This is a genomic window from Psychrobacter sp. T6-4, assembly GCF_052258425.1.
Lineage (GTDB): Bacteria > Pseudomonadota > Gammaproteobacteria > Pseudomonadales > Moraxellaceae > Psychrobacter.
The window spans coordinates 89,119-115,308 of the sequence record NZ_JBQQEZ010000006.1; the positions used below are offsets into that span (position 1 = coordinate 89,119).

Here is a 26,190-nt window from a genome sequence, read left to right on the forward strand (position 1 = left end):
TGGCCCTTATACGTCGCTATCTATTTGAGCATCATTAAAGGTAGGCATATTATCTTCATTAAAAGGCAAAGCCGCAAACGCCTGCTGTCGATACTGCGCCATACGCTGTCTATCTTCAATGCAAAAGTTGCTAATTGCCGGAACAAAACGCGGATCATAAATACGATGTATCGAGTGGGTCTTGGTCGGAATAAAGCCGCGAATGAGCTTGTGTTCCCCTTGAGTGCCAGGATCAAAATACATCAGTCCCTGCTCAATCGCAAACTCAAGCCCTTGGTAGTAGCACAACTCAAAGTGTAAGCTATCATAATCAGCAAGCGCGCCCCAATAGCGTCCGTACAACGTCGCATTGTCGCTGTCAGGATTGTCATATAAGAATAAGCTACAGGCGATAATGTCCTCATTATTACCATCAGCACTATCATAGGCGAGCGCGAGCATTAAATGCTCGGGCATACTCTGTGCCAATGCCATAAAAAAGTCTAGCGTCAAATAAGGCTGCTGCCCGCGCACTGCATAGGTCATCACGTAACAGTGATAAAAGGCCTTCCAGTCGCTATCAGTAATGTCATCACCGCATTTACGCACGCACCTGATATCTTGCGTAGCAACTTTACGGCGCTCGGCGCGAATAGTCTTGCGCTTTTTAGCTTTAAGGGTTGCTAGAAACCCTTCAAAATCTACAAAAGGCTGCTCATCTTTGAGCAAATCTTTATTTTGCCACAAGAACTGACAGCCTTGACGCTCAAGGATTGGCATCTCTATTATCGCCGGCTCAGCATCTATCTCTTGAGCCATAAGTGCCAGCTCTACATCAGCGTCACTTGGCATAGCAGTGGTGGCAACGTTTGCAAGGTTTGGCGTGACAAACAGCCCATGCCAGCTCGACGCGCCTACTTGCCGCGCAATATCATCAACCCCTGCGATAGCGGTTTTTATAATATCGTCGGTTAAAGTTTCGCCCTCTGCCAACCACAGGCGCTGACCGGTAATAGGCGTATAGGGTACGCTCGTTACCAGCCGCGGGTAATAATCGACGCCGTAGCGCGCATAAGCCTCTGCCCACGCATAATCAAAAACGAACTCGCCGCGGTGATGACCCTTTATAAAGACAGGTAGCACCGCTACAGGATGAGAGATAGACTCTGTAGCTAAGTCTCCCATATCATTTACGACGCGATGCACCACTATAAATATCGGCAGCCACCCTGCTTGCTCACCGATAGCCCCTGTGTCCGTCAGCGCTTGCCAAAACGCAAAGGACATAAAGGGCGTGTCGGGCGTTTGCCATTTAGCATTATTCTGCCAGTCGGTATCATTTAGTAACGCGTACTCTAGATTCATAGGTCTCACAATCGTTGTTGTCGTTATGTGCTTGGCTTACTTATTTAAGTTTGCTTAGGATTAGTCGTGCGACAATTACAGTCATTAGCCTAGCAAATTTATACCTATTTGCTGTCACAATTTGCAAATATAGATATCACTTGATGATAAAAATTAGTCAAGCTTTATAATAGAAAACACCTAAGCTGCCAGTATTTGAATAGCTCAGCATGGTAAAAATAGAGTCAATATTAAGGTCAAATGTAGTGGATAGACGGCTTAAAATCGCTTGGCAAAGGTGATATTCAGCGCAATCGCTGTTAGAATATAAGGGGTGACAGCCTATAACTAAACCTGCATTCAAAAAATAGTATACCAAGTTCACTATTCAAGATTGACAACGTATCGAATATGCGGTGTTTTTCTTACAAATTACTGTCATCAGTTCACTTTTTGGGTGTTTAAATGCTATAGTCAAACTATCATTCTATCGAATGTAGATAACACCCTTTTACCTTTTATATTTGTCCTTATGCTCAACTGAATGAAAACATGATTGCTACTATTAATAGCTGATACACACTCTAAATTTAACTATAACCTAAAGGAATAGCATACTAAAATGTCAAAAATTATATATACAAAAACCGACGAAGCTCCAGCGCTAGCCACTTTATCTTTTTTGCCTATTGTTGAAGCCTTTACTAAAACTGCAGGCGTCGATGTTGAAACCAGCGACATCTCTGTAGCTGCACGTATCTTAGCAGAATTTCCTGATTACCTAACTGAGGAGCAGCGCGTTCCTAATAACTTAGCTAAGCTAGGTGAACTCACGCAAGATCCTAATGCCAATATTATTAAACTGCCTAATATCAGTGCCTCAGTACAGCAGCTCAAAGCCGCTATCAAAGAGCTACAGGCTAAAGGCTACGCGATACCTGATTTCCCTGATGATCCAGAGACCGAAGAAGAGTTAGAGCTACGCAAGCGCTATGGCAAAAGCCTAGGTAGCTCGGTCAACCCCGTCTTACGTGAAGGTAACTCAGATCGCCGCGCACCAAAAGCGGTCAAAAACTACGCGCGCAAGCACCCGCACTCTATGGGCGAGTGGAAGCAGTGGTCACAGACTCATGTCTCACACATGCATGATGGCGATTTTTATGCTGGTGAGCAGTCGATGACTCTGGATAAAGCGCGCAGCGTCCGTATGGAGCGTGTCACTGATGATGGTACGGTCAATGTCTTCAAAACCGGTATCGCTTTACAAGACAAAGAAGTCATCGATCTGATGTTTATGAGTAAAGACTCCTTACTTGAGTTTTATGAGCGTGAGATGGAAGACTGCCGTGAAGCGGGTATCTTATTCTCATTGCATGTAAAAGCCACAATGATGAAAGTCTCTCACCCTATCGTCTTTGGTCATGCTGTCAGAACCTACTACAAAGACGCTTTTCAAAAGCACGGCGCGCTCTTTGAAGAGCTTGGCATCAACGTCAACAATGGTATGGCAAGTTTGTACGAAAAAATCAAAGAGCTACCCACCTCATTGCAAGAAGAGATTGAGCGTGATTTGCATGCCTGCCAAGTACATCGTCCGCGTCTTGCTATGGTTGACTCTAATAAAGGCATTACTAACTTTCACTCACCGAGTGATGTCATCGTTGACGCCTCTATGCCCGCAATGATTCGCTCAGGCGGCAAAATGTGGGGCGCTGATGGTAAATTGTATGATTGCAAAGCGGTGATGCCTGAGTCTACCTTTGCTCGTATTTATCAAGAGATGATCAATTTCTGTAAATGGCATGGCAACTTTGATCCAACCACGATGGGTACAGTACCAAACGTCGGTCTTATGGCACAAAAGGCAGAAGAATACGGCTCACACGATAAGACTTTTGAAGCCAGTGATTCGGGCATCGCTCGTATTGTTGACGAAGAGACGGATGAAGTATTAATGGAGCAGCGCGTTGAAAAAGGCGATATCTGGCGCATGTGTCAGACCAAAGATCTGCCTATTCAAGACTGGGTTAAGCTTGCTGTACGCCGCGCGCGTGAATCAGATACACCCGTTGTCTTTTGGTTAGACCCGTATCGCCCGCACGAGAATGAGCTGATCAAAAAAGTCAAAATGTACTTAAAGGATCACGATACTGACGGCCTGCATATTGAGATCATGTCACAGGTTCGTGCTATGCGTTATACCCTAGAGCGCGTTGCTCGCGGCCTTGATACAATATCTGCTACTGGTAATATCTTGCGTGATTACCTGACCGATCTATTCCCAATCTTGGAGCTGGGCACGAGTGCTAAGATGCTCTCGGTAGTACCGCTAATGAAAGGCGGCGGTTTGTTTGAAACGGGTGCTGGCGGTTCTGCACCTAAGCACGTACAGCAATTGGTTGAGGAAAATCATTTGCGTTGGGATTCGTTAGGTGAGTTCCTAGCATTAACTGAATCGCTTGAGCACTTGGCCAAAAACGATGACAACACTAAAGCGCAAATATTGGCAGAAACGCTTGATAAAGCGACTGAAAAACTGTTGTTAAATGATAAGTCGCCTTCACGCAAAACAGGTGAGCTTGACAACCGTGGTAGTCATTTTTACTTAGCAATGTACTGGGCTGAGGAACTCGCTGCGCAGGACAAAGATGGCGATCTCAAAGCTCAGTTCTCAAAACTTGCTAAAGAGTTGGAGAGCAACGAAGAGACTATCGTCAAAGAGCTAAATGATGCACAAGGTAAATCTGTCGATATCGATGGTTATTATCTAGCGGATGAAGCGCTCGCTGAGCAAGTCATGCGTCCAAGTCAAACCTTTAATGACGCTATAGCTTCGATATAGTATCCGATGCGTTTTTAGCATTATTTAAGTTAGATATGAGCACCTCAAAGACAATAAATCTTTGAGGTGTTTTTTTATTGTCTATAAATATTTGTACCATGCCGTGATAAAATCAGCCATAACTTTTATATATGGCACCCATTATGCCTACACTCGTTTTATTTAATAAGCCCTACGGCGTCCAAAGCCAGTTTAGGGATGACGATAATAATAAATTTACGCCATTAGCAGAGTTCTTTGATGACAAATCCTTGCGCGTCGCTGGACGCTTGGACGCCACTAGCGAAGGTCTGCTGTTATTAACTGCTGATGGTAAGCTTAACAAGGCCATTACGCATCCACCAAAAGCCAATAGCGGACGCAAACAAGGCAAAACGTACCTGGTACAAGTAGAGGGTATTCCGACTGCTGAGCAACTCACACAATTAGGCCGCGGCGTCATGCTCAAAGACGGCAAGACCTTGCCCGCTAAAATCAAACACGTAAGCGTAGAGGATTTGCCTATCGCGCTATGGCCGCGTCATCCACCAATACGCGAGCGCAAAAGTGTCCCTGACTCGTGGCTGATACTCACTATCTTTGAGGGTAAAAATCGACAAGTACGGCGCATGACGGCCCATGTGGGCTTGCCTTGCTTGCGCCTGATTCGCTGGTCGGTCGCTGGATTTGAGCTCAAAGATTTAGCCGTTGGTGAGTCTGTGCATGTTAGCCTTAGCCATGAGCAATGTCAGCAATTAGGCCTTTAAAGCTTTGTAGACAAAAAAGTGACCACATTTTTAACCTAGTGACTCGAAAGGGTAAGGTTTGTCTGCTACTATTCTTAAGTCTTTATTCTTTCGCCATCTACTTGCCTTTGACAAGGATCCGTCATGTTTAACGCCCGTCTTCTTATGCCTATTTTTGCAGCTGTTTTTGCCGTTAGTGCGTGTCAACCTGCGGCCGAGACGACTAACGCTACAGCGCTAGAAGAGACGACAGTAGAGGATAAGATTGTCATCGAGCCGCAGCCGCCTGTCAGCGACAATGCTGATAGTACAGAGGTCTTAGCAGAAGGTGCAGGCGCACGTAGTGCTCATGGTATGACGGATGATTTAGAGGTGCCAAATGAGATAAAGACGAGCGCGAGATATCAAGACTACGCTAAAGCGATGACAGGTATGCATGATGAGATGCTAATAGGCATAGGTTATAACGATCCAGATACAGCCTTTGCCAAAAGTATGCTCGGTCATCATCGCGGTACGATCGATATGGCTAAGGTTGAGCTAAAATACGGTCAAGATCCCTTTATGCGCAAGGTGGCACAAGAGGTCATGACCGCGCAGCAAAGTGAGATCGATATTCTAAGAAAGTGGCTTGCCAGCCATCCTGATACGATCGAGTCAAAACCTGTGACCCAAGCGATGCAGCGCGCTTATGATGCGAGCGCCAAGACCATGCACGATGAGATGTCAGCGGCCATCACTGACCCTGACGCTGATATGGCCTTTGCACGTGCTATGCTCGCTCATCATATCGGTGCGGTAAAGCTGGCAAGAACACAATTAAAATACGGCGAGGATGACGAGATGCGAGCGCTGGCTAAAAACATTATCGACGCGCAGCAAAGCGAGATTGAAATCATACAAAATTGGATCGATAATCAAACCATTATTGAAGAAGCCGATGACAGCGCTGAGTTAACCGAAAATGAGTCTGTAACGTAAAAACAGATACCGTTTAAATAAAACCCCGTACTAAAAACAGCTAGTACGGGGTTTTTTGTGTTGATAGCGAAACGTTCTTTGAGCAAAAGGTTTATTCTACCTGATCCATAGCCCCAAGCCAGATTAGCGCTTTATCTGACTCTGACTGATTGCCATCAGTCGATGCCGAGCGCATAGTTATAAACTGTAGATCCACCTTGTGAGGGAATGGGCTTTGCTGGCTTATATCCTCAATACCCTGAGCGGCTTTAGGTAATACGTCAACGCGCATCAGCTCGTCACGGCGAAACAGATGACATTCAACATGATAATTAGCGTCTTTTAAGGTAGCTAGCTGCTTGCTATCGGCTTTGATACCATCGATGGCGACGATGACGTCGTGCGCTGATATTCCAGCAATAGCCGCCGCGCTACCGCGCTGTACGCGATTGACTTTAAGACCTGCTGGCGTGTCGGTGCAGCGCATGCCCCAAGGCACTTGTTTGTCCGCAGTCTCTTTGTTATCAGGTTTTATAGTGATGCCATTTGCGCTCAGTAGCTCATCAAGTGGTAACTCTTCAACGCCATCGATATAGCGGCGCTCAAACGTCTCCCACTCATCTACTGGCATAAACTCACCGATAACGCGGCCCATATCAGCGCTAGTGATTCCGATTCTCTTTTTATCGGACGCTTTTGCTTGCTCATAAAAAGACTTGATCACATCAAACAACCGATAGCGTCCATTGCTGTACTCAAGCAAAGTCAAATCCAAACATAGAGCGACCAGCGCGCCTTTATTGTAGTAGCTGATACCCGCGTTGCCTGTGTTCTCGTCACTACGATACAGCTTAATCCAAGCATCAAAACTAGATTCAGCAACGCTTTGATTGGCGCGGCCATGCGTTTGATAGTAGCGATTGATCTGTTCGGCGAGTAATTTAAGATAGCTGGCTTTGTCTATGACACCGGAGGCTTGTAGCATAAAATCATCAACATAGGAGGTAAAGCCTTCAAACACCCAAAGCAGCGGTGTAAAGGCCTCACGGCGCAAATCAACATCGAACATGACATCAGGCTGCACCGTCTTGACCCACCATGCATGAAAATACTCATGACTACACAAGCCTAAAAAGCGCTGATAGGCATTGCTGGGTATTTGGGGCTCATCGTGACTAGGCAAGTCACGGCGCGGCGTAATCAAACTGGTCGAATTAATATGCTCAAGACCACCATAATCTTGCCCGCTGGCATAAGTCATAAAGGTGTAATCGCTAAAGGGCGCGTCCCCTAGCCAGTCCATATAGCTCTGGCAAATTTGAGTCAGATCCTGCTGCAGCCGTCCTAAATGGGCACTATGTCTGCCTGATATATAAAAGCGGTGCGCAAGTGCTTGATGACGATGATCTTGTACGATAAACCCAAACTTATCCTGCTCAGCGATCTCAAACGGGTAATCGATCAGCTGATGATAGCTCTGTGCCTGCAACCCGTAGATATGTTGGCTGACGCTCTTTGCTTCATTAGCCAAAGAAGTCGCCTCAAGACCGCAGGCGATAATTACTTTGTTAGCGTCCTTGCCTGTCAAAAACGCATCAGGTACCACTAAGCTTACTTGTATCGCCGATGCCTCCTGCCCTTCAATCGCTAGCGCAAGAGAGGTAAAGTTGCCATACAGCCGCTGCTGATCGACATAAGCGGTGCGTACTGACAGATCGTAGCAATACACTTCATAGTGGACGCTCACCGTTTGTGCCGCCTCAACCTTAGGTAATTGCCAAGTATGCTTATCTGTCTTTTTTGCGCGCAGGCTGACTGAATCATCACCTTTATTTTGCGTATCCTTTAGCACTTGATAATGCACAGCGGTGATGTGACGGGCAAACTCACGCATCAAATAACTGCCTGGAATCCAAGCCGGCAGCCATAAGCTTGGCGCATCGATGTCGCTTTGAAAAGTTAAGGTCACATCAACCAAATGCTCGTTAAAGCGAGCAAAGTCAAACTTGTAATGCACAGGATAAGCTTTGGGCGTTGTCATAGTCTATTCTTATAAAAAAGGATGTGGTTATGGTAGAAGTCATTGCATCAAAACGCAACTGGCAAAATCGTCTTTGCACCGCTCACTGACAATATTGCATTTTTGCCCTTACTTTATGATACAAAAGGCTATGCTTAGCTTATTTATGCACTCTTTTTTATTTTTTACCTTGAAAGTTATTATGAGCATCTCAATTAAAGACACTAACTGCTACAGTTACTTTGATAAACTGATGATAACTGATTAATAGTTCGGCTTTTTGGCTGGCTAATTGGCTCTTTTAGGTTTATTACTACTTCAGATTTATGTTATTTGTATTAAAAAAGGATAATTTATGACTACTATCACAAAAGATACCGCCGTAAAGTTTAACTACACGCTAAAAGATGACGAAGGCAATATATTAGACCAGTCACAAGAAGGTCAGCCACTCGCTTACTTGCATGGTCATCAAAACATCATTCCAGGTTTAGAAAAACAATTAGAAGGCAAGTCTGCTGGCGAAAAAGTAAACGCTGTTGTAGAGCCTGCTGATGGCTACGGCGAGTACCAAGACCAAGCCGTACAAAAAGTGCCTCGTGATAACTTTCAGGGCGTAGAAGACATTCAGCCAGGTATGCAGTTTCAATCACAAGCAGGCGAGCAAGTGATGCTCGTAACCGTAACTGATGTAACGGACGAAGAAGTTACTGTTGATGCCAACCATCCTTTGGCAGGCAAGCGTTTGACGTTTGATGTTGAGATTCAAGAAGTACGCGCGGCAACTGAAGATGAGCTAAACCATGGTCACGTCCACGGTGCAGGCGGCGTTGAGCATTAATTAGAGCGTAGAGCTATTGAGTGGTCTAACACACTACTATAGCAAGCTAAAAGCCAGTCACTCAAATTGAGCGACTGGCTTTTTTGTGTGCTAACATAATGAATTCTATATATAGTTGAATTACCATAAAACTGATATAGTGCTGCTGGGATGAATTTTGCGCAGCCTCTGTCATCGTAGACACAGCAAGCAAGTAAAATTTATACCAGTAGCACTGGTAATATTTGCGTATCGATTTTATTTCATATTGACTATAGCTGGAATTTTTTTAAAGTTTTGTAGCAAAACCAGATGTCTAAACGTAACAAAACCGTATAACGACTAGCGTTACACGGCTCTCATTACTAACCATCCTTGTTAATACTAAAATCAACCTAATCCCGAAGTCAACTCTAGCTAGCGGGCATCTAGCCCTGTCATCCCTAATCAGCAAACCATCCCTGATACAATCACTGAATACCAATCCCTAGTACTACTCAATTGTGCTGTGGAACCATTATCGTAAAATTAGCCCTATAAGGTAAGACGCCAAAGACTCAATGTGTGTAAGCATATGCTTACACAGTGTTACACACCCCTACTAGCTGATTACATAGCTTGCTTATCTCTAGCAGATAACTTCTCTTTGGGACTGCTTAGAGTTTGTGGCTGGGCACTTAGCATTAAATAAGCGGCCTCAGTGATATATGCCTCACTCTCTGGTAGCTCAGGGCGCTCGTCCGCTTTCATTTGGCTTCGCTCTTCAAATTTGGCATCCATAGCGGCTTGATAGGTATTCCAATTAGCGTAAGGACGCTTACCTGTTGCGATAAGGCGTTTGTTTTCAGCTTCTAACGAGCGCTTTTCTATCAGCTGCATTTTAGCGCGGCGTTTGTTAATATCAATCTCGATCGGCTTTTTCTCATCTTCCATATTGCGAATATCATTGAGCGTTGATAGATAGACAAACTGCGGATTTTGCTCTTGACGGATTTTGGACTGCTGATTAAGCGTAGCTAGTGTATCAGAGGTGAACCTCCCTTCAGGCTTATAAGCGGCCGTCTTTATAGTATCCCAAGGCAGCGCTTTTTTCTGCGCGCGCTCACCAAAAGTTGCATCATCATAAATATTGACCAGTTCTACATCTGGAACGACGCCTTTGTTTTGCGTACTACCACCTGTAATACGGTAAAACTTACGCTGAGTAAGAGTGGCTGAACCTAGAGCGAGGTTATCAAGTTGAATCTGTGCAGAGCCCTTACCTGTGGTTGTGCTCCCGACGACTAAACCGCGACCATAATCTTGAATAGCGGCAGCAAAAATCTCACTCGCTGAGGCTGAAGCCAGATTAGTAATCACTGCCATTTTGCCATCATAGAGCTGCTCACCGCCGTCATCATCACGGTAGACTTGGATGTTGCCGCGATTATCACGAATTTGTACTAACGGGCCGCCTTTGATGAACAATCCAAGCATTTTCGCCACTTCATCTAGTGAGCCGCCTGGATTATTGCGCAAATCGACCACTAGTCCGTCGATATTTTCCTCATTGAGCTCTTTGATTGCGCGCTCTGTATCTATACTGACGCTACGATAGTCCTCACCATTGCGGCGCGCGCGATAATTTAGATAAAAACTTGGAATCTCAAGGACACCAATACGTTTAAGCGAGCCATCCTCAGGAGATTTGACTGCTACCACGCGCTGGCGTACGCCTGACTCTTCTTGCTGAATAATATCGCGTACTACTGTGACCGTACGCGCGCTAGCATCCGGAGTGTTGGGTTGGCGCAGCTTAAGCGTCACCGAAGTGCCGCGTTTACCGCGAATAAGACCGACAACTTCGCGCGTTGACCAGCCGACCACATCCGTCATGGTCTTACCGTCTTTGGCGATCCCTATAATGAGGTCGTTGGGTTTTATCTGACCTGTTTTTGCTGCAGGGCCTCCATCGACGAGAGTCACAATACGAGTATAATCTGGGTTTTTGCGATCAGGACGGATAGAGACGCCAATGCCCTCTAATTGCAAGCTTGACTGGATTTGTAGCTCAGTCGCTTGAATAGGCGCATAGTAATTGCTGTGCGGATCGTAGGTCAGCATAGCAGTATTTAGAACGGTCTCCATTACCTCATCATCTTTGAGGCGACCGAACTGTCCTTGCTGACGCGTTAAGCGGTTAAGTAGTATCTCGTTTGGCGTACGCTGATCGTTACGGACCAAATCCTGACCACGAGTGATATCTGGATTATCTAAAAATACCTTTTCTTTGGCTTTTTCATCTTCTTGGCCTAAAGTGATGCCAAGCAATTGAAACTTCAATTGGCGCGTCCAGTAGTCGCGCTGCTCTTTTTTGGTCTTAAAATGACCGAGCTTTTCGCGATCTAGCACAATGGTCTCATCGCCTGTCAAATCGATATCGGTTTTGAGCATTCTTGTTGCCATCTCAAAGTACTCGTTTGAGCGTTTGCGGTAGCGCTCAAAGATATCAACGCCTGCTGATAAATCGCCGCGTTTGAGGCGAGTACCAAAGTCATCAGCATACTTTTTCTTAAACTCATCGACATCCGATTGTAAGAACAGGGTATGGTTTGGATCTAAGCTATCGATGTACATAGAGAGTATCTCATTGCCCATTTCAGCATTTAACGGCTGATTGAGATAATGGCTACGATCCAGCAAAGCGGCAACTTGACGGGTGGTGACTTTTTGTTCAGGGGTGGGCTCGAACCCTTGTGTCTCAGTATTAGCGACTGCAGTTCCATAACTTTGAGTGAGGATAATACCTGCGATGCCTACAGAAGCTGCACTTAATAACCATTGTGCGGGTTGTTTTTTCATCGTATCTACCTAGTAGTTTTAAATATAAGTTGTTTTAAATGTAGCTCGTTTAATTCCAATGCAAGTACTATCTCTTTATGCTTGTACTCACTTTATTCTTGCACTTGCATAATATACGACTACAGCGCTACTGCTATGATGGTGACACTAACATGGCAACGATACTAACATGGCGATGATACTAGTATAGTAATAGCATCTAGTATAGCACTCGTATTTTATCTCTCATTTTGGATTAGCGGCTGATATAGCCTAATAGTGGCTTGTCCTGCTCAAACTTAGTACTTGATTAATAACTGAATAAAAATAGCATCTAACACCAGCACTGTATAGCCAAAATACAATAAATACTAGCACGCGCAACCTTTATCGACTGTCTCAAACTGTATAAATAATCTTACACTTAATTCCCTTTATGCTTTTAATTCTTATCTATTAGATATCTTATGTTCACGCTTGTTAGGTTGATGAGCGACCACCCTTATGTATAATGACTGACATAGTAGGCGAACGATAGCATCAAGAGGTGTGTCGATTTGAATCACTAAGCCCTCCTCTATCCTAGCCTTATAAATGTAACTTAAAAAAGGATTCTGCCATGTACGGCGTGTTAATGATAGATATAGACAATACCGCGCTGACCGCAGAAGACGTCAGCTTGATCAAACAGGCACAAGTAGGCGGCATTATACTGTTTGCACGCAACGTGATCGATGCCGCCCAAGTGCGCGCACTATGTGATGACATCCGCTACCACAATGCTGATATCCTAATCGGGGTCGATCAAGAAGGCGGCCGCGTAGCACGCCTGCGTGAAGGCTTCACTCCGCTACCTGCAATGGGCCTCCTCGGCGATTTATTCGATAAAGACCCAAATCTCGCCCTAAGCTGTGCTTACGATTGCGGCTACCTTATGGCCGCAGAAGTACTCGCCGTAGGTATCGATATGAGCTTTGCGCCTGTCCTCGATAGAGGCGGTATCAGTCAAGTGATAGGCGATCGTAGCTTTCATCATAAGCCGCAAGCGATTGTAGCTTTGTCTACGCAGTTTATGCGCGGAATGAAGGCCGCTGGCATGGCAACTACGGGTAAGCACTTTCCTGGTCATGGCGCGATCGCTCCTGACTCACACGTAGCGCAGGCCATTGATACGCGCAGTTTAGACGAGATTATGTCAAGCGATATGCAGCCTTTCGCCCAGACTTTACCATGGTTAGATGCGGTGATGCCTGCTCATGTTATCTTCTCGCAAGTCGATGATAAGCCAGCAGGATTTTCAAAAATATGGCTTAAAGATATTTTGCGCAGTCAGTTCAATTATGATGGGGTGATATTCTCTGATGATCTCTCTATGGCAGGTGCCAATTCTGTTGGTGATGTCAGCGCTCGCGTTAAAGCCGCCATCAATGCAGGTTGCGACATCGCACTAGTCTGTAATGATAGAATTGCTGCTCACGATGCTGCCAAAGCGGCGCAAGAGCTACCCTATCCCAATCAAAGTCGTATCAAAACCATGCGCGGACATATTCCAGTATGGCAAGATGACCTGCTCTCTACTTGTGAGCAATTTGACTACTGGCAACAGGCTCGGAATCATATCTTGAATACTTTTTTCGTCAACGAAGATCTAAACACTAAGATTACAGCGGGGCAAAAGGACCCTACTGAGTATAAATAAAAGCAGACTACAACAACTACAACTACATGCAGAAGCAAAAACTCTACTCTTTTAAAGATAGCCAAACTCCAACAAAAAAACCGCACTCTGATAAGTGCGGTTTTTTGGATAATCTATAATTGTATCGATAGATTAGTTCGTTGGATCAAGAACAGTACCTTGAGTGGGATCATCACCATCTGGTAGTAAGTCATCATTATTGTTATCTAATGGATTCAGATCTGGGTCTGGCATTGATGCGTTTACGCCGCGATCATCACCATCAACCGTTAGATCATCGTTGTTGCTATCTAGCGGGTTAAGATCTGGGTCGAGGTTGCCACTGTTGGTCGCCATGCCATTGTTACTTGCCATTGCAGATTGATCGTTGACTGTAAACTCAATACGGCGGTTACGGAAGCGTCCCTGCTCAGTTGAGTTATCAGCGATAGGATCAGTTTCACCCATACCTTTTGTCGTAAGCTTGCTTGCGTCAACGCCTTGAGAAACTAAGTACTCTTTGACTGATTCAGCACGGTCACGTGATAGCTCCATGTTGTAAGCATTAGAAGCTTGATTATCCGTATGACCTATAATAACCAATTCCATGTTTGGTACTTCGGTAACTATCTTGGCAGCGCGATCTAAGAACGGCTTGTTGACATCAGGGATAAACGCTTTGTCCAACTCAAAGTTAATGGTTTGTAGGCTCAAAGCACGAGCAACATCGCGTGGATCTGGATTGTCACCCAGTCTATCTATTGCCGCACCAGCAGCAACTAGGCTGTTGTCAATCTCGCCTTGCATATCTAGCGGACCTTCAGCTTCAACTGTCATTGACGGTGCTGCAGCTTGTAAATCAGATACTAGCTTGCTAAGTACATCAGCATCTGCTGAATTCACTACGATATTATCGCCTTTGATAATCATGCTAGCGTCTGGGACATCTTTGAAGATAGCTAAGATAGCAGCAAGATTGGCTGCAGCTGGCATATCTGTCGCAAAACTGTCATCGACATCAGCACGACACTTATCAGTTTCAGCGCCGAACGCATCATTGAGCGCGCCCATAACAGTGCTTTGTAGCGCTTCGTCACCGACATTCATACGGCAAGCGTATAAGGTGTTGCCTTCACCCATAGCAAGACGCAATGAGGCAGGCTCGACATCCATAGCAACTGCTGTTTGCCCATCTGTCTGCGCTTGCTCTTCAGCAACAACAGGCGTCGCGACAGGTGCTGGGTCATCTTGGCAACCTCTGAGCAGTGCCCAAGCAAGTGCACCTAAAATAATTAAACCAATAATAGGCAATAGCGCTTTCATAAAGCTGCCGTCTTTTTGCTCTTCTTCGCGTACTAGAGGCGCGGTCGTGGTCGTGTCAGAAATACGTGCGCCAGCAGGAGCGGCGGCTAACATACCAGCAGGTACCACAGCGCTTGCCCATGCTGGGATATGATGCTGATAGCTGGATAAATTATCATTTAAAAACTGGGGTACTGGCGTCGTTCCAGCAAGGCTTTTTATCTCATGATAGGCTAAAGGTGCAGCCATAGCGATTAAACCACGAGAAGCTGTTGCGTCAACGTTGTGCGCGCCTGCAAGCTCACGTGAAATACGGTCACGGTGCGCGCCATCTGTCCAAACGCGGTCGTAAAAACCTTGATCGTCACGAGCAATATTCTCGTTAGAGAAACGTCCATAGGTTTCATTATCAGCTAGGCGAGCGGCGAATATCGCATAAAACTGCTCAAGTAGGCCTTTTTTGGCAGGGCTATGATCATCTCCCAAAACTGCTGGGCTGACGGTTCGTGTTAAATGACTGATAATATCCATATTCTGTATCCCCTAATAGTTTGTGTAATCGTTCTAAATGTTCAAAATTTGCGAAAACTTATTCTGTCATTTTAAATTAACAAAACAAAAGATTATGTTTCGCTTTATAAGAGTGAATGTAACAAGTAGTAGCAAATAAAAATAAAGAATGTGTCTGTTACTCATTATTGAGTTCAAATACTTAGCTATAGCTACTTATTGATTTACTTCAGTATTGTCCTAGTATAATCACTAAGTGGTTACTCACAACAAAGGTGATGTTGTACAAATGCAACATTAGGTAATGTTAGGAGAGTTACGCGTAACTAAAAACCTATCAGTGTAATCGACGTTAACGTATATTAAGGATTGCCAGATAGAGTCTGCTGAACACTTTAAATAACGGCGTAAGTAAGAAGTCACTTTTAATTTTTTAATATCAAACAAATAGGGATATTAATATATTGCCAAATAAGCTTATACAAATATTTAAAGGAATCATGCAAGTTACTACTAAGTTAATGACTGCTAAGCTAGTCACTGTATAACTACTACCACTATATAACCACTACCACTATATGACTATTACACCGCTACATAGTTATTATCAGTTCGCTCTTACTGGATCTACTCTGATTTCTTTACTTGCCATCTCCTCTAATTCAGATAAAGAAATAGGTCCTGATGGAACGGGCGTGCTATTTGTATTTTGATTATTGTTCCTATATTGATTTGGCGTATCAGGTATGACTCTATCGCCTGTTTCATCATCTGTAGCCTGATAGTTGTTTGTAGTGTTGTTTGCATTGCCGACATCGTTATTATTTAGATTACTTATAGTCTCGTTGCCGCTATCAACAGGATTATTCATAGTTATACTATTATCAGTAGTTACATCATTATCAGTAGTTAGATTGTCAGGTAGTGGTATAGGCGCAGCGCGCTCTATCGGCATGGCAGGTACTAAAATACGCATGTCATCGACCAGCTGTTGCAGCAACAGACCATCAGGCGCTTCTAGTACGATGCGCTCGTTTTGTAGTTGCAAGCGTGCAAAAGGGGTAGCTCTGAGCAAAGTTAGGATATCAGGTAGCGTCTCTATGGACATATTGGGCAAGCTTGCAGCGATCTCTTTGGCTACAGTGATCTCACAAATACTAGCTTGCTCACCAAAGCTCACGTTAAGCGCTTGCATAAACGCACTTTGCAAACTGGTATCACCGACTTTTGCACTACAAGTGTAAAGATTGCCACTATTATCCACGCCCACACTCATCGAAACAGGTGTCAAAGGAACAACGACTGGCGGCTCAACAGGCGCTGCAACCGTAGGCGGTGCTGCGATGGTTTCAACTGGTTTAGGCTTTGTCACTAACGCCCATGCCAACCCCATTCCTGCCAATACGGCTAAGGCAAACAGTAACCAGGATATCTTACGCATGCCTTTATTGTGGTTACGAGCGCGCGTTACTCTAAAAGGCTTAACCTCGTTATTATTAGCTTCGTTATTATCTGCATAGTTATCTGCATGGTGCTGGGAGGGATTTGCATGAATGGCATCGGTATCAGATAGCTCCTCTTGCTCAATGATTTCTTTCTCAAGGTTTTGTGTATTTAAGATGTGAGCGTCACCTGCCGTCGTTTTATCTGAATTTGTAATAATAGCTGACGTCAGTGAACCCTCGATATGCGTACGTTGTGCAATAACAGATGCTGACCACGCTGGAAGATATTGACGTAAAATGGGTTGCTGATGTTGTAAAAAGGCGGGCAGATACTCACCCTTTGCACTGTCTTTTAGGGCTTGATAAGCGAGGGGTGTGGCATTGATAAGCAGTTGCGTGGTCACTATCTCATTGATATGGTGCGCTGCGGACAACTCTTTAATGATGACTTGACGATCATCAGGGTCTTGCCATAGTTGCTCAAATAGTGAGTGATGAATGGTGTCAAAACTGTCTGAACGCGCCTTATCATCGTGCTGCACTTGTGATGATGACAACCGCGTCGCTAAAATTGCATAGAACTGCTCAAGTAAGCTTAGCTTAGCAGCATTTACAGTATCTGCTAACACTAGGCTGCTAACGGTTTGTTCTAAGTGTTCAATGATATTCATAAAATGCAGCTTTCCTCTGCTTGATTAAAGGTTTTAATGGCTCAATTCTACGTTTTTTATGCCAAGTATCTCTGTCAACAGGAGTCGTTACGCTCGCAATACGAAGCCTTACTCATCATCACTTGCTGATAGTTTAATTGCTTTATATTGGAGTCTACATATTCTGCTTTTCTCAATCAAAACGCTTGAGACTTAGAGCGTATCGTACTTGGAGCGCGTCGTACTTGGAACGCGTCGTACTTTGAGCGCGTCGTACTTTGAGCGCGTAGTATAATAGGCTTGCCCTAAGGATGACCTTTTTGTTTAATCATACTACACTTATTATTATCGTTACGGTTATTATCAGTCTGCTGGCTTGGCAAAATAAAGCTCTGTTTAATCGTCTGATATTCTATCCGCCAGCAGTAGAACAAGGTCAATGGGATCGATTTGTGACTCACGGCTTTATTCACGCCGATAGCATGCATCTGCTGTTTAACATGTTTACCTTATATTTCTTTGGTCGCGCCATCGAAGGGCTTTATGAGCCATATCTATGGGGCTTTGGGTTTATTGTGTTTTACCTTTTGGCTATCATTGTGGCGATGATTCCAAGTTATCTCAAAAACAAAAACAATGCTAGCTACCTAAGCCTTGGAGCTTCTGGCGGCGTATCAGCAGTACTCTTTGCCTTTATACTGCTCGCGCCTTGGGATACGCTGTATCTATTCGCTGTTGTACCGATTCCTGCGATATTATTCGCTATCGCATACGTCGCTTATAGCATCTATGCCGATAAAAAAGGCGACTCTAATATTAACCATATGGCGCATTTATGGGGCGGCGCGTTTGGCGTGATAGCCACAATAATACTAGAGCCACAGGTTATACCGCACTTTATTAGCGAGCTACTCTCGCCTATCCTTTAATCTACTGACTCGGAATTTGATCACAATTTATGATTATAGATATTATCGGTGACATTCATGGCTATGCAGACAAACTAATAGGACTACTGACGCAATTAGATTATCAGCATAATGGTCAGTATTTTGTGCCGCCCAAAGGCCACCGAGCGCTGTTTATCGGTGATTTAATCGATCGTGGCCCGCAGCAAATCAAGACGCTTGAGATTGTCTTTGCGATGCTCGACGCAGGCGTTGCTGATGCCGTGATGGGCAATCATGAATACAATGCTTTAGCGTTTGCCACTTTAGATCCTGAGCATCCAGAGCACTATTTACGCGTGCACAATGAGATACATACCCGCCAGCACAAGGCGTTTTTAGATGAAGTGACCTTTGGCTCGGAGCTGCATACCTATTGGCTTAAGCGCTTTTACGAGATTCCATTGTGGCTTGAGACCGACTATGCCTGTTTTGTGCATGCCTGCTGGGATGTCGATAGTATGGCAATGCTAAAGCCACTGCTAACCGATGACAATCGCTTAACCTTAAAGGCGCTTATTCACACCTCACAAAAACATACGCCGTTATTTGAGGCCTTAGAGCGCGTGCTCAAAGGGGTGGAGACGCCGCTGCCTGAGGGTATTGTGATGGTGGATAAAGAAGGTACGACGCGTACGCGAGTACGAGTAAGGTGGTGGCTTGATGATCTCAATGATCGCCCTATCCACGATATTGCACGCGCGCCTGCCTCAGCGATAGCGCAGATTCCTTATGATACTAAGCCTGAGCCTATAGACTTTACGCTCAAAACGACTAAACCTATATTTGTGGGTCACTACTGGCTAACAGGCACGCCTGCGCCGCTCAGTCCGCAGGTCGTTTGCACGGATTATTCAGCAGCGGTTGATAGTGGATATTTGACCAGTTATCAGCTGGACACTGACCACCCATTACCACTTAGCCCCAATAACTTTGTGCAGTACCTAAATACGTAGACCTTCTACGACTACCAAGCCAAGCTATGCGATGAGTTTTGCTAAGATGAGGCAATCTTGTCTTTACGGCACTAGCAAAACTTTTGTATGATGGTCGTTTTGAGGATATCGCCTTATGAGCATCGATCATGCAACTGACCAAAACAAGGCTATCGCCTCCCCAGCAGGTCAGCCCAAAGTAGGTATTATCATGGGCTCGCAGTCTGATTGGCCGACAATGAGCGCAGCAGCCCAGTTATTAGCAGATTTCGGTATTGCGTTTGAATGCGAGGTGGTCTCGGCTCATCGTACGCCTGATAGACTATTTGAGTATGCCAAAGGCGCTAAAGACAATGGCCTGCAAGTCATCATCGCTGGTGCTGGAGGGGCGGCGCACCTGCCAGGTATGTGCGCCAGTCAAACGCCGCTTCCTGTCTTTGGCGTCCCTATAAAGTCCTCGATACTTAGCGGTTGGGATAGTTTGCTCTCTATCGTCCAGATGCCAAAAGGCGTCGCGGTTGGTACGCTAGCTATCGGTAGTGCTGGCGCTTATAATGCTGCACTGCTGGCGATTCAGGTGTTGGCATTGCATGACGAGTTGATTGCTAATAAATTGCAACATTTGCGTCAAACGCAAACCGATACCATTCTTGCCAGCCCTATTCCTGGTATTATCAATCAATAAAATGACCAACTTAGCTTGGTCATCATTTAGCTCAATAATAAAAGGTGCCTTTCGTGCACCTTTTCCTATTTTGCTATACTACCAAAACCATATCCTTTTTGATGACGCAAAAGAGCCTGCTATGACAACAGATAATGCTTACCCTGCAACCCAAACCATTGGTACGATAGGTATTTTAGGAGGCGGTCAGCTCGGCATGATGCTGGCAGAGGCTGCCATGCCGCTCGGTTATCGCTGCGTGTTTTTAGAGGACAATGCGCAGTGTCCAGCCAGTCTTTATGGACGCGTCTATAGCAGTGAGCAGTTAGAGGATTTTATAGCGGCAGCGGACGTGTTTACCCTAGAGTTTGAAAACACGCCAACATCGACCGTTGAACGTCTAGCAAGTCTTGCCAAGTCAGGACAAAAACAGGGCATGTATCCACCGCCTATTGCTCTTGATGTGGCACAAGATCGCCTAAAAGAAAAGCAGATGTTTAATGATTTGGCTATTGCGACCGTCCCCTTTGTCGCCGTGAGTACCCAAGCCGAGCTTGCACAGGCTTGTAAGGCTTTGGGTCTACCTATCGTACTCAAAACCAGTCGCGGCGGCTACGATGGCAAAGGTCAGTTTGTGATCAAAACCGATGACGATATACCAGCGGCGTGGCACGCGCTCAAAGATGCGGTCAGTGGTCAAGGTAGCCTGACGCCAACCCCCGCCTCGCTGATCGCTGAGGGCTTTATCCACTTTAGTCGTGAGCTCTCTATCATCGCCACACGTGGCACAGAGGGTAATGTGCGCTGTTATGATTTGGTCGAAAACCATCATCATCAAGGGATTTTAGCTAAAACTCAAGCACCTGCGGTCGGTACCAGCCATTTATTCAAGCAAGCAAAAGATGCTATTACCACTGTGATGAATCATCTTAATTACGTGGGTACTATGGCGCTTGAGTTGTTTGTGACTAAAGACGCGCGCGGTCATGATTATCTGCTCGCCAATGAGATCGCGCCGCGTGTACATAACTCTGGGCACTGGAGTATTGAGGGCGCAATCACCAGTCAGTTTGAGAACCATATACGCGCAGTAGTTGGCCTGCCTTTGGGTGATACAGACAATATCCACCCCGCCATTATGCTCAATGTCCTCGGTCAGTATCCAGATATCAGCGAGGTACTCAAAATAGACGGCGCTCATTATCACAGCTATCATAAAGAGGAGCGCGAAGATCGCAAGATCGCTCATATTACCTTGATGCCAAATGACGTCGCTAACCTTGAGACAAGCTTGAGCGCACTGATAAGCGTTTTACCTAATAAAGTTGGTTTGGATAAAAAACACTCAGACACCAAAACAGAGTCCGATCAGTTAGATATCGAAGCCGAGGCTAAAGTCGACGAAAAAGTAGAAGACTTAGATCAAAGCGCAAGTACCGCTGACAAAGAAGACAAGGCTAATAACTAATGCAAATCTGGATTGACGCTGACTCAGTGCCACTTATTGCCAAAGAGTTAATTATCAAAACCGCAGAGCGTACGCAAACCATGGCTATCTTCGTCGCCAACCACCCCATCAAGCTACGCAAGTCACCGCTATTGATCATGACCGTTGTACCGCATGGGTTTGATAAAGCTGATGATTACATTGTCGAAAAAATACAGGCAGGCGATTTGGCGATTACCAGCGATATTCCTTTGGCTAATGATATCTTGGATAAAGGCGGCATGGTGCTGACTACGCGCGGCGTCATTTATGATAAAAACAATATCAAGCAAAAACTCAACATGCGTGATTTTATGGATACTATGCGCGGTACCGGCGTGCTCGAATTACAAGAGATGAGTGGACAAAAGCCGTACGGCGATCGTGATAAAAAAGCCTTTGCCGACGGTCTTAACAAACTAGTGCGTTAGACATTTTAAAAGAATAAATTCAACCGCTATACCTACTCTCCTTGCAAACGGTATACACGCTATAACCAAACACTATGTAATCGGCACGCATCATAACGATGTATGCCGATTTTTTTGTTATCTTAGATGCATATTTTAAATAACTCTTAAAAAAACAACTCTCAAAGATAGGAGTCCATATGAAAATTTTAGTCATAGGTGCCAGTGGCCGCGTCGGTAGTGATTTGGTTGAACAATTATTAAATGATAGTCATCAAGTCATCGGTACGACCAGACAAGATGAAAAATTATTCGATAACGACAACTACAGTCAGTTAGATTTAGACATTACAGCTCATAAAGACGACATTCAAAAACAAATCGATAAAGATATCGATGCGGTTTATTTTGTCGCAGGATCTGGTGGCAAAAATGTATTAGAAGTAGATTTGCACGGCGCAGTGAAAACTATGCAAGCGACGCAAGATAATGGCATTAAACGCTATATCATGCTCAGTACCGTATTTTCATTAGATACTAGTAAATGGAACAATCCTGGTATCAAAGATCTAAAAGACTACTATATTTGCAAGCATTACGCAGACCAGTGGCTTGTCCATGACAGCACCCTTGACTACACTATTGTGCAAGCAGGCGCGCTTAAAGAGCGAGAAGCTACGGGAACTATTGCTGTCAATGATGATAGTGCAGGTGAGAACTCAATCAAGGATGTAGCGAGCACTTTAGCGGCGGTATTGAGTGCTGATAACACCATCAAGCAAGTCTTTAGTATGCAAAACGGCGAGACGGCTATCAAAGAAGCTATTGCCAAAATATAATCTTATCTATATATAATCTTAGCTATTTTGTTCAAAAAAAGCGGACTGTCCTTGGATAGTCCGCTTTTTTATGCTCATAAAACACTGACTCAATGCTTAAGCTTGGTCGCTTGGAAAACTAATGACGTCTGATAGTTGAGCTGCGCCTGCTAATACCATTAGTAAACGATCGACCCCAAGCGCAATCCCGCTACAAGTCGGCAGCTTATCACAAGCAGCGAGTAGGCGCTCATCGATAGGCATTAGTGGCAGGTTATGATGACGGCGCAATTGATTGTCTTGCTCAAAACGTGCTCTTAATGCCTGTCCGTCAGCCAATTCATCATAAGCATTGGCAATCTCGATACCGTTAATATACAGCTCAAAACGTTTGGCAATCTGATTGCCGTCTTTATCGAGAGCGGTTTTGGCTAGTGCCGCTGTTGCTGGTGGATACTCAACAATTAACGTTGGCAACTCATAACCCAAGTTTGGCTCGACGGCGTGGCTAAAGAGCAAATCTAGCCACCCTTGGCGGATATTATCCTCACTTTGCTGTGAGCTGTCGCCATCACCTTCAAGACCAGATACACTCAGACCCTTGTCCTCAGCTACGGCTTGTAGCGCCGAGATACTAGCCGTCAGTGGATGAATACCCACAAAGTCCATAAACGCATCGACATAACGATAGTGATTCATCACTACAGGATAACCATAGAGCACCTCTAACATCTGCCCAAGCTCATCAGCCAAATCAGCCAAAGTATAATTCGGCTGATACCATTCAAGCATGGTGAATTCTATGTTGTGCCGCGAACCGATCTCATTATCGCGAAAGACCGTGCATATCTGATAAATAGGTACGCGCCAGCTGGCAAGCAGACGCTTCATCGCAAATTCAGGCGAGGTATGCAAATAATAAGTGCGCAGCTGATCTTGATAGGTTACCCCAGCACCTACCGATTGCAAAAAGGTATCCGTGTTGCCCGCTTGCGATAATAGCGGCGTCTGTACTTCTAATACCTGACGCATAGCAAAAAACTGCCTGATATCAGCGAGCATTTGCGCGCGCTTTTGTGCCATTGCTAGCGTCATCGTTGGTGCATAGCTAGATGCATCAAGCCTATGGTTAGGTGAGGTCATAAGTATTTTCTGTAATGAACTATTATAAGTTGACTCATATCAAGCCTGCCATTCACGGCGCAAATGATAATCGCGTCTGAGCTTGTCAAAGTCAGCTCCCTCTACTCGCCCATCGGTAGCCTTTTCTCTTAACGCGCTATCGTCTTGCTTAATATCATAAAACTTGCCTAAAAGATTAGGATTGTCTTTGAGCTCAGACCACAAGAACATATTAACGGGCAGCAGCTTATTCATCGATTGCGTAGGTAGCACTCCTAGCTTGTCGCAGAGCGCATCATAAATCATTTGTGTACCGCGCAGCTTACCCTCTAGGGTATACCCTGCGATATGCGGAGTGGCGATAGCGAGCTTAGATAATAGACTCTCAGACACTTGCGGCTCATGCTCAAACACATCGAGCACCATTTGTCTACCTGTACGTTCGATATCCGCTACGAGCGCCGCTTCATCGATAACAGGCCCGCGCGCACTATTGATAAGTAGCGTATCTGCTGGGATTTTTGCCAAAGCAGCACTATCGATAAGATGAAGCGTTGGATAATCACTACTATGGTCAGCAACGTTGTCAGCGTTATGTCTATACGTCAACGGCACATGCAAACTTATCACATCGCTTTGACTTAATACCTGCTCAAAGCTTGCATTGTTGACCGTTGATACCGGTAATAGCGGATCATACCCGAGTACTTGCCAGCCCAGGTCAGTTGCGTACTGCGCTAGTGTACTACCGATATTACCCAGTCCGATGATGCCAAGCGTCATAGGCTTCATTGCCTTGATAGACTGTGACCAATACTGCGGACGTAGCGTCAAAATAGCCGTCAGCACATATTGCGCGACTGAATGCTTGCTACATCCCGCTGCATTGGAAAAGGTGATATTGCGCGATTTTAAATAGTGCTGGTCGACATGATCGGTGCCGATAGTGGCTGAGCCGACAAAATGGACGCTACTGTTATCTTTAAGTAGTGCTTTATTGACTTGAGTCACTGAGCGTATGAGCAGCACTTGAGGCTGTAGCTGCTCTAGCAATTGCGCTGTAATATCACGCCCTGCTACAGTCACGATAGTGATCTGATCGCTCTCTTGACCTAAATTGGCAGCGGTAAAAAACTCATTGAGACTGGCAATGTTGCTATCAGCAACGATAGTAATAGAATTATTCATAGAATTAGTATGTCGTTATTAAAGTATTGTGCTGTCAGCATCAAATCGGTTTATTGCTTTCACTCACCGCTGTTTTGTCGGCAGATACAAGCGGTTCATCATCGTCTAGTGGTACTTTTTTGGGCGCGAACACTTCATTTTTATGATTAGATATCCATTCACGCCAGACGGCAAGACCGATCGCAAGTACCACAGGTCCGATAAATAGACCGACAAAGCCAAAAGCCGTCAAGCCGCCGAGCACCCCAATAAAGATAATAATAAAGGGTATCTTGGTCGCGCCACTAATGACAATAGGACGAATCAAATTATCTACCCAGCTGATGACCAAAGTACCCCAAAGCGCTAAACCAATGCCTTCAGCGGTATAACCTTGACTGAGTAGCCAAATCGATACTCCGCCCCAAACAAAGGGCGTGCCAAAGGGAATGAGCGCAATAATAAAAGTCACTATCGTCAATAAAATAGGACTTGGCGCACTAGCGAAATAATAACCAACGCCAGCTAGCAAAGCTTGCGCGAGCGCCGTTAGACCAATGCCATATACCACAGCGCGCGTGGTTGTCCCTACCGAGTCGATATAGCCGTCGATACGATTGCCAATGATATTGCGCAGCGCTTGACGAATTTGACGAATTAAGTTGGTACCATCACGGTAAAAGAAAAACAGCGTCATCAGTGCCATACCCAATTTGGCAAGACTGCTGAGCATCACATCAAGAGCGATTTTGCCATAATACAGATGCGACTGCGCCCAGACTCGAAAAGCCTCAAGCGCACCCTCTGGATTTTTGTTAATGCGCCACAGCATGTCTTTGATCTGTTGACCTATAATCGGTAAATCCTTGATAGATTCAGGCACATCTAAGTAACCTGCTCTAATGCGATAAATGATGTTGCTAATTAAACTTATAGCCTCTTGCTGCAATATAAACAGACCAAAAACAAGAGGAATACCTATGATAAGTGTAATACTAACCGTCATCACCCCAGCACTAACGCCAGAGCTAAAACGTACTTTTTCGTTAAAAAACTGATAAACAGGGAAAGTCACATAAGCCAAAATCGCCGCCCACAACGCAGGCACGATAAAGAACTGTACCACCTGAAAGCATAAGATAAACAGCACAACCAGCAAAGTGATCGCAAGTAAGCGCTGAATAATAAACTCTTTTGTCCAGTGTTCAATCATGGCAATGTGACCAAAATCAGTTAGCAAAGTTTTGCTGTAAACTTGCTATAAAATAGTAACTATACAAATACAGCTTATAGGCAAAAGCTATAAGCTGTATTTGATGACGATATAAGACTGTTGGTATCAGATAAGTTTGACATCGGCTTAAGTCAAAAACCGCATCAGTCAATAGTTATCATTATGCATTAGAATATAACGAATATATAATACTGTGTTGTAACTTTTACTTACAACTGTGCGTCTAAGGCTCAAATGAAAGGCTCAAGTGAGTCGCAGCTTCATTGAGTACATTTGTCTTTATGAGCGCTTTTATCATAGCACTTGACTCAG

19 protein-coding genes are annotated in these 26,190 nt (G+C 44.9%); 11 read left to right on the forward strand and 8 right to left on the reverse strand.

Annotated features, from left to right (window positions below):
* Window positions 1–6: 6 nt before the first annotated feature.
* Window positions 7–1,344 (reverse strand): GNAT family N-acetyltransferase, encoded by a 1,338-nt coding sequence (locus tag ACTXGE_RS05870; protein ID WP_443542438.1) that lies wholly within the window; start codon window positions 1,342–1,344, stop codon window positions 7–9.
* Window positions 1,345–1,945: 601 nt separating this feature from the next.
* Here ACTXGE_RS05870 and ACTXGE_RS05875 point away from each other — a divergent pair.
* The 3 genes from ACTXGE_RS05875 (at window position 1,946) to copM (ending at window position 5,871) form a co-directional block, all read left to right on the forward strand.
* Window positions 1,946–4,165 (forward strand): NADP-dependent isocitrate dehydrogenase, encoded by a 2,220-nt coding sequence (locus ACTXGE_RS05875; RefSeq protein ID WP_317200768.1) that lies wholly within the window; start codon window positions 1,946–1,948, stop codon window positions 4,163–4,165.
* 143 nt (window positions 4,166–4,308) lie between these two features.
* The gene (locus ACTXGE_RS05880; RefSeq protein ID WP_443542436.1) at window positions 4,309–4,911 is read left to right on the forward strand and encodes a pseudouridine synthase; all 603 of its coding nucleotides are present in this window, start codon (window positions 4,309–4,311) and stop codon (window positions 4,909–4,911) included.
* 123 nt (window positions 4,912–5,034) lie between these two features.
* On the forward strand, window positions 5,035–5,871 hold the full coding sequence (gene copM / locus ACTXGE_RS05885) for a CopM family metallochaperone (protein WP_443542434.1): 837 nt from the start codon (window positions 5,035–5,037) through the stop codon (window positions 5,869–5,871).
* Between the two features lie 91 nt (window positions 5,872–5,962).
* On the opposite strand, the gene ACTXGE_RS05890 is transcribed toward copM, so the two are convergent.
* A complete protein-coding gene (locus tag ACTXGE_RS05890; RefSeq protein WP_443542432.1) occupies window positions 5,963–7,891 on the reverse strand; it encodes a M61 family metallopeptidase in 1,929 nt (642 codons plus the stop codon).
* A 334-nt stretch (window positions 7,892–8,225) separates the two neighbouring features.
* On the opposite strand from ACTXGE_RS05890, the gene ACTXGE_RS05895 reads away from it, so the two are divergent.
* Complete coding sequence (locus ACTXGE_RS05895) at window positions 8,226–8,711, forward strand: FKBP-type peptidyl-prolyl cis-trans isomerase (RefSeq protein ID WP_317200764.1); 486 nt, start codon at window positions 8,226–8,228, stop codon at window positions 8,709–8,711.
* A gap of 588 nt (window positions 8,712–9,299) precedes the next feature.
* On the opposite strand, the gene ACTXGE_RS05900 is transcribed toward ACTXGE_RS05895, so the two are convergent.
* Complete coding sequence (locus ACTXGE_RS05900) at window positions 9,300–11,531, reverse strand: carboxy terminal-processing peptidase (protein ID WP_443542430.1); 2,232 nt, start codon at window positions 11,529–11,531, stop codon at window positions 9,300–9,302.
* Between the two features lie 598 nt (window positions 11,532–12,129).
* Here ACTXGE_RS05900 and nagZ point away from each other — a divergent pair.
* A complete protein-coding gene (gene nagZ / locus ACTXGE_RS05905) occupies window positions 12,130–13,209 on the forward strand; it encodes a beta-N-acetylhexosaminidase (RefSeq protein WP_443542428.1) in 1,080 nt (359 codons plus the stop codon).
* Between the two features lie 132 nt (window positions 13,210–13,341).
* On the opposite strand, the gene ACTXGE_RS05910 is transcribed toward nagZ, so the two are convergent.
* Both ACTXGE_RS05910 and ACTXGE_RS05915 read right to left on the reverse strand, forming a co-directional pair.
* A complete protein-coding gene (locus tag ACTXGE_RS05910) occupies window positions 13,342–15,021 on the reverse strand; it encodes an OmpA family protein (RefSeq protein ID WP_443542426.1) in 1,680 nt (559 codons plus the stop codon).
* Between the two features lie 586 nt (window positions 15,022–15,607).
* Window positions 15,608–17,116 carry a hypothetical protein gene (locus ACTXGE_RS05915; protein WP_443542424.1) on the reverse strand — a complete coding sequence of 503 codons (1,509 nt, stop codon included), beginning with the start codon at window positions 17,114–17,116 and terminating at the stop codon, window positions 15,608–15,610.
* A 290-nt stretch (window positions 17,117–17,406) separates the two neighbouring features.
* Here ACTXGE_RS05915 and ACTXGE_RS05920 point away from each other — a divergent pair, with 290 nt between their 5' ends.
* The 6 genes from ACTXGE_RS05920 (at window position 17,407) to ACTXGE_RS05945 (ending at window position 22,376) form a co-directional block, all read left to right on the forward strand.
* Window positions 17,407–18,024 (forward strand): rhomboid family intramembrane serine protease, encoded by a 618-nt coding sequence (locus tag ACTXGE_RS05920; RefSeq protein ID WP_317200759.1) that lies wholly within the window; start codon window positions 17,407–17,409, stop codon window positions 18,022–18,024.
* Window positions 18,025–18,053: 29 nt separating this feature from the next.
* On the forward strand, window positions 18,054–18,998 hold the full coding sequence (locus ACTXGE_RS05925) for a metallophosphoesterase (RefSeq protein ID WP_435950201.1): 945 nt from the start codon (window positions 18,054–18,056) through the stop codon (window positions 18,996–18,998).
* A 115-nt stretch (window positions 18,999–19,113) separates the two neighbouring features.
* A complete protein-coding gene (gene purE / locus ACTXGE_RS05930) occupies window positions 19,114–19,662 on the forward strand; it encodes a 5-(carboxyamino)imidazole ribonucleotide mutase (RefSeq protein WP_443542422.1) in 549 nt (182 codons plus the stop codon).
* Between the two features lie 121 nt (window positions 19,663–19,783).
* Window positions 19,784–21,109: a 5-(carboxyamino)imidazole ribonucleotide synthase gene (locus ACTXGE_RS05935; RefSeq protein ID WP_435950199.1), complete on the forward strand. Its 1,326-nt coding sequence runs from the start codon at window positions 19,784–19,786 to the stop codon at window positions 21,107–21,109.
* Window positions 21,109–21,558, forward strand: a complete 450-nt coding sequence (locus ACTXGE_RS05940) for a YaiI/YqxD family protein (RefSeq protein ID WP_435950198.1) — start codon at window positions 21,109–21,111, stop codon at window positions 21,556–21,558. Before ACTXGE_RS05935 ends, ACTXGE_RS05940 begins: the two co-directional genes overlap by 1 nt.
* Before the next feature lie 179 nt (window positions 21,559–21,737).
* A complete protein-coding gene (locus tag ACTXGE_RS05945; RefSeq protein WP_435950197.1) occupies window positions 21,738–22,376 on the forward strand; it encodes an NAD(P)H-binding protein in 639 nt (212 codons plus the stop codon).
* A 96-nt stretch (window positions 22,377–22,472) separates the two neighbouring features.
* Here the strand turns inward: ACTXGE_RS05945 and epmA are convergent, their stop codons facing one another.
* Genes epmA through ACTXGE_RS05960 form a run of 3 tightly spaced genes read right to left on the reverse strand, consistent with a single transcriptional unit; the run spans window position 22,473 to window position 25,857 of the window.
* Entirely contained in the window at window positions 22,473–23,498 is a 1,026-nt protein-coding gene (gene epmA, locus ACTXGE_RS05950; RefSeq protein WP_443542420.1) for an EF-P lysine aminoacylase EpmA, read from the reverse strand.
* Window positions 23,499–23,537: 39 nt separating this feature from the next.
* Window positions 23,538–24,665, reverse strand: a complete 1,128-nt coding sequence (locus tag ACTXGE_RS05955) for a 4-phosphoerythronate dehydrogenase (RefSeq protein WP_435950195.1) — start codon at window positions 24,663–24,665, stop codon at window positions 23,538–23,540.
* A 40-nt stretch (window positions 24,666–24,705) separates the two neighbouring features.
* Window positions 24,706–25,857, reverse strand: a complete 1,152-nt coding sequence (locus ACTXGE_RS05960; RefSeq protein ID WP_317200774.1) for an AI-2E family transporter — start codon at window positions 25,855–25,857, stop codon at window positions 24,706–24,708.
* Window positions 25,858–26,190: the final 333 nt, after the last annotated feature.

What these genes read in the sequence shown, in the direction of transcription:
- ACTXGE_RS05870 (WP_443542438.1), bottom strand. Translation starts at nt 1,344, where the DNA reads ATGAATCTAGAGTACGCGTTACTAAATGATACCGACTGGCAGAATAAT.
- ACTXGE_RS05875 (WP_317200768.1), top strand. Translation starts at nt 1,946, where the DNA reads ATGTCAAAAATTATATATACAAAAACCGACGAAGCTCCAGCGCTAGCC.
- ACTXGE_RS05880 (WP_443542436.1), top strand. Translation starts at nt 4,309, where the DNA reads ATGCCTACACTCGTTTTATTTAATAAGCCCTACGGCGTCCAAAGCCAG.
- copM (WP_443542434.1), top strand. Translation starts at nt 5,035, where the DNA reads ATGTTTAACGCCCGTCTTCTTATGCCTATTTTTGCAGCTGTTTTTGCC.
- ACTXGE_RS05890 (WP_443542432.1), bottom strand. Translation starts at nt 7,891, where the DNA reads ATGACAACGCCCAAAGCTTATCCTGTGCATTACAAGTTTGACTTTGCT.
- ACTXGE_RS05895 (WP_317200764.1), top strand. Translation starts at nt 8,226, where the DNA reads ATGACTACTATCACAAAAGATACCGCCGTAAAGTTTAACTACACGCTA.
- ACTXGE_RS05900 (WP_443542430.1), bottom strand. Translation starts at nt 11,531, where the DNA reads ATGAAAAAACAACCCGCACAATGGTTATTAAGTGCAGCTTCTGTAGGC.
- nagZ (WP_443542428.1), top strand. Translation starts at nt 12,130, where the DNA reads ATGTACGGCGTGTTAATGATAGATATAGACAATACCGCGCTGACCGCA.
- ACTXGE_RS05910 (WP_443542426.1), bottom strand. Translation starts at nt 15,021, where the DNA reads ATGGATATTATCAGTCATTTAACACGAACCGTCAGCCCAGCAGTTTTG.
- ACTXGE_RS05915 (WP_443542424.1), bottom strand. Translation starts at nt 17,116, where the DNA reads ATGAATATCATTGAACACTTAGAACAAACCGTTAGCAGCCTAGTGTTA.
- ACTXGE_RS05920 (WP_317200759.1), top strand. Translation starts at nt 17,407, where the DNA reads ATGACCTTTTTGTTTAATCATACTACACTTATTATTATCGTTACGGTT.
- ACTXGE_RS05925 (WP_435950201.1), top strand. Translation starts at nt 18,054, where the DNA reads ATGATTATAGATATTATCGGTGACATTCATGGCTATGCAGACAAACTA.
- purE (WP_443542422.1), top strand. Translation starts at nt 19,114, where the DNA reads ATGAGCATCGATCATGCAACTGACCAAAACAAGGCTATCGCCTCCCCA.
- ACTXGE_RS05935 (WP_435950199.1), top strand. Translation starts at nt 19,784, where the DNA reads ATGACAACAGATAATGCTTACCCTGCAACCCAAACCATTGGTACGATA.
- ACTXGE_RS05940 (WP_435950198.1), top strand. Translation starts at nt 21,109, where the DNA reads ATGCAAATCTGGATTGACGCTGACTCAGTGCCACTTATTGCCAAAGAG.
- ACTXGE_RS05945 (WP_435950197.1), top strand. Translation starts at nt 21,738, where the DNA reads ATGAAAATTTTAGTCATAGGTGCCAGTGGCCGCGTCGGTAGTGATTTG.
- epmA (WP_443542420.1), bottom strand. Translation starts at nt 23,498, where the DNA reads ATGACCTCACCTAACCATAGGCTTGATGCATCTAGCTATGCACCAACG.
- ACTXGE_RS05955 (WP_435950195.1), bottom strand. Translation starts at nt 24,665, where the DNA reads ATGAATAATTCTATTACTATCGTTGCTGATAGCAACATTGCCAGTCTC.
- ACTXGE_RS05960 (WP_317200774.1), bottom strand. Translation starts at nt 25,857, where the DNA reads ATGATTGAACACTGGACAAAAGAGTTTATTATTCAGCGCTTACTTGCG.